General features: G+C 50.8%; 11 protein-coding genes. All 11 read right to left on the bottom strand.

The genetic code is table 11. The annotated features are described in order from the left end of the window. Positions 1-21 precede the first annotated feature (21 nt). Positions 22-918, bottom strand: coding sequence for a shikimate dehydrogenase family protein (locus ACFR81_RS08720; RefSeq protein ID WP_343874891.1), 897 nt, complete (start codon positions 916-918; stop codon positions 22-24). A 34-nt stretch (positions 919-952) separates the two neighbouring features. After that, entirely contained in the window at positions 953-2,152 is a 1,200-nt protein-coding gene (gene mltG / locus ACFR81_RS08715; protein ID WP_233126017.1) for an endolytic transglycosylase MltG, read from the bottom strand. Beyond that, positions 2,149-2,706 carry a Holliday junction resolvase RuvX gene (gene ruvX, locus ACFR81_RS08710; RefSeq protein WP_083147252.1) on the bottom strand — a complete coding sequence of 186 codons (558 nt, stop codon included), beginning with the start codon at positions 2,704-2,706 and terminating at the stop codon, positions 2,149-2,151. The genes mltG and ruvX overlap by 4 nt, the downstream gene beginning before the upstream one ends. A 5-nt stretch (positions 2,707-2,711) precedes the next feature. Continuing rightward, complete coding sequence (alaS, locus tag ACFR81_RS08705) at positions 2,712-5,396, bottom strand: alanine--tRNA ligase (RefSeq protein WP_145176798.1); 2,685 nt, start codon at positions 5,394-5,396, stop codon at positions 2,712-2,714. A gap of 63 nt (positions 5,397-5,459) precedes the next feature. Then, complete coding sequence (locus tag ACFR81_RS08700; protein ID WP_068171214.1) at positions 5,460-5,966, bottom strand: hypothetical protein; 507 nt, start codon at positions 5,964-5,966, stop codon at positions 5,460-5,462. After that, positions 5,963-6,358: a DUF948 domain-containing protein gene (locus ACFR81_RS08695; RefSeq protein WP_068171215.1), complete on the bottom strand. Its 396-nt coding sequence runs from the start codon at positions 6,356-6,358 to the stop codon at positions 5,963-5,965. The genes ACFR81_RS08700 and ACFR81_RS08695 overlap by 4 nt, the downstream gene beginning before the upstream one ends. Before the next feature lie 197 nt (positions 6,359-6,555). Continuing rightward, positions 6,556-7,188 (bottom strand): 30S ribosomal protein S4, encoded by a 633-nt coding sequence (rpsD, locus tag ACFR81_RS08690; RefSeq protein WP_068171218.1) that lies wholly within the window; start codon positions 7,186-7,188, stop codon positions 6,556-6,558. 260 nt (positions 7,189-7,448) lie between these two features. Beyond that, positions 7,449-8,801 (bottom strand): replication-associated recombination protein A, encoded by a 1,353-nt coding sequence (locus ACFR81_RS08685; protein WP_186303229.1) that lies wholly within the window; start codon positions 8,799-8,801, stop codon positions 7,449-7,451. Between the two features lie 52 nt (positions 8,802-8,853). Further along, entirely contained in the window at positions 8,854-9,288 is a 435-nt protein-coding gene (dtd, locus tag ACFR81_RS08680; RefSeq protein WP_068171223.1) for a D-aminoacyl-tRNA deacylase, read from the bottom strand. A 190-nt stretch (positions 9,289-9,478) separates the two neighbouring features. Next, entirely contained in the window at positions 9,479-11,251 is a 1,773-nt protein-coding gene (aspS, locus tag ACFR81_RS08675; RefSeq protein ID WP_145176810.1) for an aspartate--tRNA ligase, read from the bottom strand. An 83-nt stretch (positions 11,252-11,334) separates the two neighbouring features. After that, positions 11,335-12,684: a histidine--tRNA ligase gene (gene hisS, locus ACFR81_RS08670; RefSeq protein ID WP_343874897.1), complete on the bottom strand. Its 1,350-nt coding sequence runs from the start codon at positions 12,682-12,684 to the stop codon at positions 11,335-11,337. Positions 12,685-12,961 lie beyond the last annotated feature (277 nt).

The raw sequence follows: 12,961 nt of genomic DNA, 5'->3' as shown, positions 1-12,961 counted from the left end.
TTAGGTTCAATCCATGAGGAGTTAGAGGCTAGATATTGAAGCCTCAGGATCAATAGCCCAGGTTCTCAACCGATCTCTGGGTGGAATCGAAATTGAGTCGCACATTGCGTTCATCATTTCTAGTTCATGGGGAAGCTTCTGAGAGGGGGTACCACCAATGAATAACTTAATCTGATCAATTGCTTGATAGAGAAGCATATCTTTGCCTGATACAACTGAGCCCCCTAACTCATTCCATTGAAGAGCGAGTGCAGATGGCCAGGGATCATACGACACATCTAACAAATCACCTTCAAGCACATTCGTTAATTGAGGCACCCACGAATCTGCTGCACCAGCAGGCAGAGTAGAAATGACGGTAGCATATTGGGAGGCCAGGCAAGGGAAGTATTCCAGAGGGAAAACATCTAATTTAATGTCGAGTGAATCAGCAATAGGTATTAAGGACTGAGCCTTCACCTGATTCCGCACATACATATCTACTTGCCGGGAACCTAGCACCCTCAACGCGGCTAATGCTGATGCCGCGGTATTTCCGCCCCCCAAAATAGCTCGAGGAACCTGCGAGGACCTTTGTGCTCCTGCCCAATCTAAAGCATTAAGGATTCCCGCGACATCGGTGTTATGACCATATGAAATAGGTTGTCCCTTTTCTTCACGCCAATACACCGTGTTGATTCCACCAATTGCCTGAGCAAAATCTCCTACCCTGTCTACATAGTTAAAAACTGCTTTTTTCAGTGGCATGGTAACGGAGTAACCGCGGATATTTAACTGTGCTGGGACTGTGCCGAAGCGATGTGCTATATCAGATTCGGCGGTTTCCCAGCGCGCATAGTCAATAGGTACATCCAAGAAACTGTACGCTGCCTGATGCAATAAGGGTGAGAGCGAGTGTTGGATCGGTTGACCCAACACAAACGCTCTCCCCCGAATGATGTTTTCGTTTCCCCTAGGCACACTTACCTTCATTGTGAGAACACCATTTCTCATACTCATCCACATTTTGGAGGTGTTCTGCGTAGGTTTTAGCAAACTTGGTTTCACCGGTCACCGTATTGACGGTCACCCAGAAGTAGTAATCATTCTTTTCTGGATTCGATGCAGCCTTGATAGCAGCATTCGCAGGTGAACCGATGGGGCCTACAGGCAGTCCCTTGTAGTAGAAGGTGTTGTACTTATTAGATGCATCGTTCTTCTGCTCCGTTGAGATCTGGAAGGTCTTCTTACCCAAGCCATAAGCAACGGTGGCATCGGACTGAATATAACCGCTGGTTTCACCCTCGGGATTATTCATACGGTTCTCGATGGCACCAGCAATCGCCGGATAGTCTTTCTCCAGACCTTCGAATTCGAGGATTGATGCAACAGTCAGAACATGGAAAATACGATCGTCGCCCTCCACGCCTTCTTCTTTAAGAACGTCATTCGTCTTATCTACTAACGTCTGAATAATTTGCTCTGCGGAGGCATCCTTTTCAAAGTAGTACTCTCCAGGGTGCAACCAGCCCTCAAGAGACGGGAACTTAGATGGAATCCCAAATTTTTCAGGATGCTGATCTAAATCTTTAAACTCTTGAACCGAAATACCAGTAGCCTTTGATATTGCCTCATAAGTTTCGCTCGAACGCCAGGTCTGGTTGATAGCAACATAGTTCTTATTTGCCTGATCCAGATTCAGCAACGAATGCAAGGCAGCTTCTGAGCTCATTTCCTTTTCGAGCTGGTACTCACCGGGCTGAATAAACTGTTCTTTGCCCATCTGATTGTATTCTTCGAGGAATCGACCCGCATCAGCAATCACGCCGTCTGCCTCTAGATCCGTGGCAATCTGAACGTTCGTTGCGCCGTCGGGCACAACATAGCTAACAGTGGTTCCGTTGCCGTCGCCGCGATAGTCCTTGCGTTTGAACCACCCCTGCTGAGGAGCAAGGATTGCCACAATCATCACCAGTGCAACAGAAAAAACCAAAATTGCGGTAATAAGAGTATTTCGACGGCGCGCTTTAAGGCGACGACGCTCCTCTTGGGTGTATTCATCGTGCTCAACAGAGAGCCCTAGAATACCCTCGCGCTGGTCTTCGTCATTCGAATTGAGAAGCATTCTAAGGTTCTCGGGTTCCTGCGGGCGGCGCTTTGATGAATCGCTCAACTCGGGTTCTCCGTATCCTGTTCGTCGCCAGCAGTTACATGTGCTGAATCGGCGTCTTGTATAGCTAAACTCGGGTCAATCTCAACCTTATACCCAGCTACATTTTGACCAGCTTTTAGCGAATCAACTGCAAATTGCAAAATATTGATTGCTGCAACCTGATCTACCATAGTTTTGAAATCTCGGGTGCTGACCCCTGCTTCGTGCAGCGAACGGTGGGCACTTACCGTGGTAAGACGCTCATCTACTAACCACACAGGGATAGTGATTCCCTCCTCATATAGCTCGTGTACCAAGGCTTGCGCGTAGGTTTTTGCCATTTCGGTGGAAGGGCTCTCGCCACCACGCATAGTGCGGGGTAAACCGACGAATACTTCCGTTACTTCGTTAACTCTTATCAGAGTACGAAGAACTTTACGATCCGAATTCTTTTTAGCATCGCGTCGGAGAGTCTTCAGCGGGGTGGCGAGAATTCCATCAGGGTCGCACTTTGCGACGCCGACGCGGGCATTTCCCACATCGACCCCCAAACGTACACCTCGAGTAAAAGCCACAGTTTTTATTTCGTATCGGCTATTGCTGAGCGGATGGCTACAAAAGCGTCGTCAATCTTGGACGCATCTTGACCGCCGCCTTGGGCAACGTCGTCTTTACCGCCGCCTCCGCCGCCAAGAACTCCCGCAGCTACGCGTACTAGCGCACCTGCTTTCACTCCGGCTTCACGAGCGCCCTCGTTCGTAGCAACAAGGATGACGGGGCGATTGTTATTGATGCCAATAACAGCAACCACTGCGGGGTCTTCACCCAGGCGGTTGCGAAGGTCAAGCGCTAGACCACGAACCTCATTCGCAGACAGCTCACCTGCATTGTGAAGCAGTGCGCGCACAGACCCAATGGACTCAGCCTTTTCCACCAACTTGCCGGCTTCGCTCTGAAGCTTTTCCTTACGGAGTTTCTCCAGCTCTTTTTCCGCAGTTTTCAGTTTATTCAGAGTCTGATTCAGTTTTTCAGGCAAATCGGCTGATGACTGAACCTTCAACATTCCAGTGAGCTGGTTTACCAAGGTTCGCTCAGCCGCCAGATGGTTGAAAGAGTCCAGCCCAACAAGAGCCTCCACACGACGGTTACCAGAACCTACAGACTGTTCAGTGAGCAGGGTCAAAGAACCAATTTCTGCGGAGGAGTTGACGTGGGTACCACCGCAAAGTTCTCGGGAAAAGTCACCGCCCATTTCAACTACGCGCACAACATCACCATATTTCTCACCAAAGAGACTCATAGCACCTAGCTTTTTCGCTTCGTCAAGAGGCATCTCACGGGTGATTGTAGAGAAATTGTCGCGGATAGCAGTATTTGCTACTTCTTCCACCTCGCGTTGAACTGAATCGCTCAACCCTTCATTCCAAGCAAAGTCAAAGCGGAGGTAACCTTCTTTATTGAAAGAGCCGCGCTGGGTGGCTTCATTGCCCAATACCTGGTGCAAGGCTGCGTGAATAATGTGAGTACCTGAGTGAGCCTTTTCACCGTCACGGCGACGTTGTTCGTCCACGTGCGCCACTACAGAGCTACCGGTGGCTACTTCACCTTCACGTACTACACCGCGGTGGACAGACAGACCCTTCACTGGCTGCTGCACATCTGAAATATCAATGGTGAAACCGTTACCTGAAATGACGCCTGTGTCCGCCGCCTGGCCGCCAGATTCTGCGTAGAACGGAGTTTCGTCCAATACAACTTCAATTTTCTCGCCCGCTGAAGCAGCGGGAACACTCACGCCATCCTTCAAAATTGCACGCAAAATAGTCTCAGTTTTGAGCTCTGTGTAACCAGTGAAGACCGATCCACGCTCGTTAGCTAGCTGGCGAAGAGCGGAAAGATCCTCGAATGCGCCCTTCTTAGCCTTAGCATCGGCCTGAGCGCGATGGCGCTGTTCTTCCATCAACGCACGGAATGAAGTCTCATCAACCTTCACGCCAGCTTCTTCAGCCATTTCAAGTGTGAGGTCAATGGGGAATCCGTAAGTATCATGCAGAGCAAACGCTTCTTCACCTGAAACGAGGGACTTGCCCGTTGATTTGGCGTGCTTAACAGCTTCTTCAAGACGCTCGGTGCCGGATTCGATGGTTCGCAAGAAAGCTTTTTCTTCAGCATATGCAATGCGTGAGATACGCTCGAAATCTTCTGCAACCTCTGGGTAGGCACCCTTCATTGCATCGCGCGACGCGGGGAGCAAAACGGGAAGGCACGGCTCAGATACGCCCAGAAGACGCATAGCACGGATTGCACGGCGCATCAAGCGACGTAGGATGTAACCGCGACCTTCGTTGGAAGGAATAACACCATCTGAAATCAGCATCAATGAGGAACGAATATGATCGGCGACCACACGCATCCGCACATCATTTTCGTAACCTTCATCCTGAGCTGACTCGGACCCATGGTATTTCTTGCCTGCAAGCTCTGATGCCGCATCTAGAACAGGACGAACCTGATCGGTTTCGTAGAAGTTCTCTACGCCCTGAAGCAACATAGCCAGACGCTCAACGCCCAAACCAGTATCAATATTCTTAGAAGGCAACTCTCCTAGAATCTCGAATGAATCTTTACCGGTACCTTCGCCACGCTGGTACTGCATGAAGACGAGGTTCCAGATTTCGATATAGCGATCATCGTCAGCTGCGGGGCCGCCCTCTTTACCGTAGGCGGGGCCGCGGTCGTAGAAAATTTCGGAGTCTGGCCCAGCAGGGCCGGGCTGACCTGTTGACCAGTAGTTCTCAGCCATACCCATCCGCTGGATACGAGATTCAGGGAAGCCAACCTTTTTGGTCCAAATCTCGAATGCTTCTTCATCACCCTCGTAGATGGTGACCCAGAGCCGCTCTGGATCAAGCCCGAAACCACCGGATTCTTGGGGAGAAGTGAGTAGTTCATATGCCCAAGGAATAGCGGTTTCTTTAAAGTAATCGCCGAAGGAGAAATTTCCAGCCATCTGGAAGAAGGTTCCGTGACGAGCTGTCTTACCGACTTCGTCAATATCCAACGTACGGATGCACTTCTGAACTGAAGCTGCACGGCTAAAAGGAGGAGTTTCTCGACCCAAGAAGTAAGGAATAAAGGGAACCATACCTGCAATGGTGAACATCGCACCAGGTTCATGAGAAATGAGGGATGCTGAAGGCACCGGGGTGCAACCGCGTTCCTCAAAGAAATCAATCCAGCGCTTCGTGATTTCCTGTGAAAGCATGTCGGTTTTCCTTACGTTGTGAAAAATTTCGAAAAGTTTATTGAAAGTCTATTAGTCGAAGGACTATGCAAAAAAGTCTTTGCCCAGAGTCTCGTCGCGGGCTATTCGTGCGCGGGTGGCGCTGGCTGAATCGCTGTCAGCGCCCAGTGAACTCTGCTGTGCTACCTGCGTGTCTCCGTCGATGACGTCGCGAGAAGGGTGCGAGTAATCTTGCAAGTTCTGGGGAGTATACGGAAGCTGCCATTCGTCGACCGCTCCTGGTCGGGAATCAGACTTTTGTTCAGCGAACTGATTCTTGAGCTGCGCTTCTCGCTCGTCCATGCCTCGCTTTACCTTGCCGGCAAAATCCATAGATTTCAGCGCATATGGCTGAAGGCGTTGACCCAGTGGTGAATCGAAGAATCGTGACAAGGTTCCCTCCAAATTAGTGGTTTGCGCTAATGTGCCGGGGTTCTTTCGCAGAAGTGCGGAGTTATTTTCAGCAGAAAATGGTGTGGAAGCCACCTTGGATACCGCAAAGCCAGCTACAGCTCCACCCACAATCAGGGACAAATTTTTGAGAAAACTCATTGGTCAGTACCACCTGAGGTATGCGGGTTCTGGGCTTGCTCAGTCCCGTCGTCTCCACGCATTGCTTTCTTCAAACCATAAGAAAAAGAAGCAACCTTAATGAGGGGTTGTCCTACCGTAGAGGTGACCAGCGATGAAAGTGCCGAAACATTCGCTGAAGCGTCAGAAACGTTATTGGTAATATCATCAACCTTTTCAAGCTGCGAATTGGTTGTCTGGACGGTTTTAGTGAGTTCTCCGATCAAAGGAGTAGCTTCGCCATTGAGCGAGCGAATTGTAATGATTAGCTCCTCAAATACTGCGGTCAGTTTAAGGATAGGCTTTGCCAGCAATGCCACTAGTATCGCAAAAACAAGAGCTGCAATCAGACCTGCGATATCTGCTCCGCTCATAGGCTCCTTCTTCAGACCGGTTGCCGCTAGGACAAAATGACACGATTTGATAACAATACTACGACACCACGTTGCAACAACGCACCTTTCGCGCACGAAATGCGCTTTCTCTCACGTAGAGAGGAACTGTCGACTATCCACTCGATAAACAAAAGGCCCGCATTCATTCGTGAATGGCGGGCCTTTCGAGGCTTGGATTATGCCAGGCGTGAGTAGTATTCAACTACGAGCTGCTCTTCGCAGGTCACGGGGATTTCCTCGCGCTTAGGTGCACGTTCCAGCTTTGCGTGAAGCTTTTCGATTTCCACGTTCAAGTATGCAGGGGTGTCGGGCAATACTGCCTGGTGCTCACCGGTTGCTGCAACCTGGAAGGGGGTCATCTTTTCAGACTTGGGGTGTACGTGAATGAGCTGACCGGGCTTAACCTTGAAGGAAGGACGGTCAACACGAACGCCGTCAACCATGATGTGACGGTGCACAACGGCCTGACGAGCCTGAGCGATGGTGCGAGCAAAACCTGCACGAAGTACAAGAGCGTCAAGACGAGTCTCGAGAATCTCGATCATGTTCTTACCGGTCTGACCCTCAATGCGCTTAGCTTCGAGGTAGACACGACGCATCTGAGCTTCGCGGATGTTGTACTGCGCGCGCAAACGCTGCTTCTCACGAAGCTGTACGGCGTAGTTCGAGTCCTGCTTCTTGCGGGCACGACCGTGCTGGCCGGGGCCGTAAGGACGGCGCTCGAAGTACTTTTCTGCCTTAGGGGTCAGTGCAATGCCCAGGGCACGGGACTGACGCACGGTACGGCGGGTGCGGTTATGATTAGCCACAATTTACCTTTCATAGCGGTTGGTATTAGGAGACTTACTCCCCCAGCACCATTTATTCTGTATTGGCTTGGCCTCCAGAATCTGCACACATTTCGTGCAGCGGAGAGTTCGGAGCAGCCGCACTCCTCACTACAACAACCCAGTGATCAAGAATTCTCTTGCGTTTTTGATTGCTTGCCAGCCAAAGTTCTACTTTACAGAGCAGAACAACACTTAGCTAGATTAATTTCTAGTTTGTTCAGGTGGCATGACTCACGGATTTACTTCCCTTTGAGCAAAGAATAGATATTTTTTAGCCGAGCACCTATAGATCGTTCATGACCGTTTTCTGTCGGTCTGTAGTAGCGGCGTCCTTCGAGAGCATCTGGAAGGTACTGTTGTTGCGCAACAGAATAAGGAACATCGTGAGGGTAGATGTAACCTTTTCCATGCCCCATCTGGCTTGCTCCCCCATAGTGAGCGTCCCGGAGATGAACTGGAACCACCCCGGCATTGCCCTGTTTGACATCCGCCATCGCCTGATCAATCGCTGCAATTACACCGTTAGATTTGGGTGCGGTCGCTAAATGTATCGTAGCCTGAGCAAGGTTAATACGTGCTTCGGGCATACCAATGAGCTGAACCGCCTGCGCCGCGCTGACCGCCACGGTGAGTGCAGAAGGATCTGCCATCCCAATGTCTTCGCTGGCATGGACCACCAGACGTCGAGCAATAAACCGTGGATCTTCTCCCGCTGAAATCATCCGCGCCAGATAGTGTAGCGCTGCATCAACATCTGACCCTCTAATCGACTTGATGAAGGCGCTCACTACGTCATAATGCTGATCCCCGTTGCGGTCATACCTTACGGATGCCTGGTTCAGCGCTTCTTCGGCGTGTTTCAGACTTACTACAGCCTGAACATCCTCACTGTTCTCACCGTGAGCGACAGCAACTGCCGCTTCCAAGCTGGTCAGCGCTTTACGGGCATCGCCGGCAGAAAGTTTGACGATGTGATCTTTCGCCTCGTCGCTGAGCTCAATTTTGCCCCCGAACCCTCGTGAATCTTCCATCGCGCGTTGCAACAATTCCTCAATATCGCTTTCTTCTAACCCCCGTAATGTGAGCAAGATGGAACGAGAGAGAAGCGGAGAAATCACCGAAAACGACGGATTTTCCGTAGTCGCGGCTACAAGTAAGACCCAGCGGTTTTCTACTCCAGGTAGGAGGGCATCCTGTTGAGCCTTGGTGAATCGGTGGATTTCGTCCAGAAATAGAACTGTCGTGGTTCCGTGTAAATCACGGTCAGTGAGTGCCTGTTCCATGACCGCACGAACGTCTTTGACACCCGCAGTAATTGCAGAAAGTTCCACAAATTTTCGAGTGCTCCCCCGCGCGATGACGTGTGCAAGTGTCGTTTTCCCCGTACCGGGCGGACCCCAGAGAATGACTGACTGCGGACCAGCGGGACCAGAAGATTCGCCAGCCAAGACCCGCAGTGGGGACCCTGCATGGAGCAAGTGCTTCTGCCCTACCACTTCATCCAGATTTCGCGGACGCATACGGACGGCAAGCGGACCACGGCGACTCCGGGCATCAAACTGCTCAGCGTCATCCGATTCTGGTTCAGGCATATCAAATAAAGGTTGACTCACACTTTTACTCTAATGGGGCAGACCAGATTTTTTAGAGGTGTTCGCTATCAAGAATCAGCGTAAAAGGACCATCATTGACCAACGAGACCTTCATATCCGCCCCGAAAACCCCCGTCTCAACCTTTGCCCCTAAGGAACGTAGATGCTCAACGTAATGGTTGTATAGAGGCTCTGAGATATTTCCTGGAGCCGCTTTGGACCACGACGGACGGCGTCCCTTTTTGGGATCTCCATACAAAGTAAATTGAGAAACGGCTAAAATCGGTGCGTTCACATCAGAGCAGCTTTTTTCGTCTTCCAAGATTCGCAATTGCCAGGTCTTCTGGGCGAGTTTCTCCACAGTTGCTTCGTCGTCTTCGTGAGTAATCCCTACGAGAGCGAGAATACCGGGTTCGGTGATAGAGCCCACTGTCTCCTCGTCCACCTTAACCGAGGCTTCACTGACTCGTTGTAGAATGACACGCATTACTTTTCTCCTTAATTCTTCAGCCTATGCGGACTAACTTTGTGAAATTTGTTTCAAGGATTATCGAAACAAGAAAAATCGGGGGCTCCGTCTAGCCTTTTTCTGGCGGTCGTATGCGACCTCCAGAAGCGGACCAGAGGCGCGCCCCCGATTCTTACTGATGAAAAAAACTTAGAAAAGAAATCTGGTTCTACTTCTTCTCGTCTTTCTTTGGCTTGAAATCAACTCCAGCTTCTTTACGCTGCTGCTGAGTAATCGGCGCAGGAGCCGCGGTGAGCGGATCATAGCCGTTGCCAGTCTTGGGGAATGCAATGACGTCGCGGATGGAGTCGGTACCGCCAATGAGCTGAAGCACGCGATCCCAGCCAAAAGCGATGCCGCCCATGGGAGGCGCACCGAATGAGAATGCGTCTAGCAAGAACCCGAACTTCTCTCGTGCTTCATCTTCACCGATACCCATCACCTTGAAAACGCGTTCCTGAACGTCTTTGCGGTGAATACGGATAGAGCCGCCGCCAATTTCGTTGCCGTTACAAACGATGTCGTAAGCGTATGCCAGGGCTTCGCCAGGTTTCTCATCAAATGTTTCAAGGAATTCAGGCTTTGGTGAAGTGAAAGCGTGGTGTACTGCGGTCCATGCTGAGTGGCCCAACGCCACGTCGCCTGAAGCGGTGGCGTCCGCAGCCGATTCGAACATGGGTGCATCTACAACCCATACGAATGACCAGTCGCCGTCCTTAATGAGACCGGTACGGTGACCAATCTCTACTCGTGCTGCACCCAAGATAGCTCGTGATGCCTTTGCCTCACCTGCGGCAAAGAAAATGCAGTCGCCTGGCTGAGCTCCCGTTGCTGCTGCAAGACCCTGGCGCTCTTCTTCAGTGATGTTCTTAGCTACAGGACCGGTCAGCTCGCCGTCTTCCTGAACCAAAACGTAGGCAAGACCCTTAGCGCCGCGCTGCTTTGCCCACTCCTGCCATGCATCCAGTGTGCGACGTGCCTGAGAAGCGCCACCGGGCATTACAACAGCACCAACATAGGGAGCTTTGAACACACGGAAGGTGGTGTTTTCGAAGTATTCAGTCAGTTCGGTGAGTTCAAGTCCAAAACGAAGATCAGGCTTATCAGAGCCATACTTCTCCATTGCGTCCTTGTAGGTGATTCGTTCAATAGGGCGAGGAACCTTTACATCGATCAAACCCCACACAGCTTCAACGATTCGCTCACCGAGGTCGATGATGTCTTCCTGATCCACGAATGAGGCTTCAATATCGAGCTGGGTGAATTCAGGCTGACGGTCAGCGCGGAAATCTTCGTCGCGGTAGCAACGAGCAATCTGGTAATACTTTTCTATGCCACCTACCTGTAGCAACTGCTTGAAAAGCTGAGGCGACTGAGGAAGCGCGTACCAAGAGCCGGGAGTCAAACGAGCAGGAACAAGGAAGTCGCGTGCGCCCTCGGGGGTTGAGCGAGTTAAGGTGGGGGTTTCGACTTCGGTGAACTTGTCCTCAGCCAAAACGTTGCGAGCAACTCGGTTAGCTTCTGAACGCAAACGCATCAAACGAGCTGGCTCGGGGCGGCGCAAATCAAGGTAGCGGTATCGCAAACGCGCTTCTTCGCCGACTTCAACATGTTCATCAATTTGGAAGGGAAGGGGAGCTGCAGTGTTCAGCACCTCAACCTCGTTGACCTCAACTTCAATCTCGCCGGTGGTGAGGTTGGAGTTTTCGTTACCTTCCGGGCGCTCGGTAACAACGCCGGTAACCTTGAGCACATACTCATTGCGGAGGTGATCGAAGTCCTCTTCATTATGGAAAACACATTGGGTAACACCTTCGCGATCACGAAGATCGACGAATGCAACACCGCCGTGGTCGCGGCGTCGTGCCACCCAACCGGTCAGCGTAACTGTTTCTCCAATGTTCTTAGCGGTTAATTCGCCAAGGGTGTGTGTGCGTAGCACTCTTTTCCTTTCCAAATACTCCAACTGGGTGGAGCTTTTCAAATCTTGTGGTAATTCTACCGAAAATCTTGAGAGGCAGTTGGTTATTGCGCTGCCTCAATGCGCACGTGAAGGTCTTCTGTTGAAGGTGCCCAATGCTGGGGGTCGGCTTCAATCTGCTCGCCGGAGCGAATATCTTTGACCTCATGTTTAAGGGACCCGTCTTCTTTTGTGCTAACGAACCAGACGAATGGGATGCCGCGCTTTTCAGCGAATTTAATCTGTTTACCAAATTTTGCAGCAGTAGCAGAGACTTCACAGGCAATCCCGCGCTGACGCAGGGAATCAGCGACGTCCTGAGCGTCCGACCATGTCTGATCGCTAGTGAGAGCAATCAAAACAGCGGAAGGCACCTTACGGGTTGGTTCAGCCATTTTTTGGCTAATGATTCGAGATACCAGGCGAGTAACGCCGATTGAAAGACCGACGCCGGGGAAATTCCGCTTACCATTTGATGCGAGAGACTCATAACGCCCGCCTGAGCAGATAGACCCTAGTTTCTCGTGTCCCACCAATACAGTTTCATAGACCGTTCCTGTGTAGTAATCCAAACCGCGAGCGATAGAAAGATCTGCAACAATATTGCCGGGAGCTCGTTTCGCTGCCTGACCTACAACCTCTTCAAGCTCGCGGAGTCCTTCTTCAAGCAGCGCGTGTTCAACGCCCAACTTTTTTACTTCATCGACAAAACTGGTGTCTTCAGTACAAATCTGAGCCAAATTCAGCGCCGCTTGCGCCTGCTCGTCGCTGGCGCCCAATTCGTCTTTCAGCAGTTGTGCAACGGCGTCGGAACCAATTTTTTCGAGCTTATCAATGGAACGCAAAACGCCGGCGGTATCGTCCAATCCAATTCCACGGTAAAAACCTTCGGAGAGTTTGCGGTTATTAACACGAAGCTTGAAATCTCCGATTTCAAGCTTTCGCAAGGATTCAATGACAACCAGTGCCAGTTCGACGTCGTAGCGGAAGGGCAGAGCGCCGTCCCCCACAACATCTACATCTGCCTGGGTGAATTCGCGGAAACGACCATCCTGCGGGCGTTCACCACGCCAGACTTTCTGCATTTGATAACGCATAAAGGGAAAGTTCAGATACCCCGCATTTTCGACGACATAGCGGGCAAAAGGCACGGTGAGATCAAAGTGGAGAGCCAGCTGCTCCTTCTCTGATTTAGTCGTCGAGTTTTCATCGAGCAAACGGGAAATTCCGTAAACTTCTTTATCAATCTCGCCCTTGCGCAAGAGCTGCTCTTTGGTTTCTACCGATCGGGTTTCAATATTTGAAAAACCGTGAAGTTCAAAGGTCTCGCGCAAAGTATCAAGTACATGATTCTCTACCAAGCGTTCCTCAGGAAGTAGTTCGGGGAAACCTGATAGTGAAGCTTTGCGAGCCATATTCACTCCTTGATGTAAAACCGTAGATTGGCAGATTTTGATTATATTCCCTATAAGAATAACGTACGGCGGATACCGGACAGGCTGGGCAGTAGTGTGAGAGCCCGTGCTTTTCTCCAGATGGCGAGGTATCCAATTTTTATCTTTCCCCCTGAGAGAATCTCGGTTTGCGTCAAACCACTTAATAGGGGACAATGAAAAATGTGTTGTTGATTTCCAGTTTTCATAACTGGAAAAGTTATAGGACTTTTGTCCCCCACTGAGAGAAAATCCCCTA

Origin of the sequence: Rothia amarae (genome assembly GCF_042677725.1) — a bacterium.
Classification (GTDB): Bacteria; Actinomycetota; Actinomycetes; order Actinomycetales; family Micrococcaceae; genus Rothia; species Rothia amarae.
Note: the sequence above shows the minus strand (reverse complement) of the source record. Positions and strands in the feature narration are given on the sequence as shown.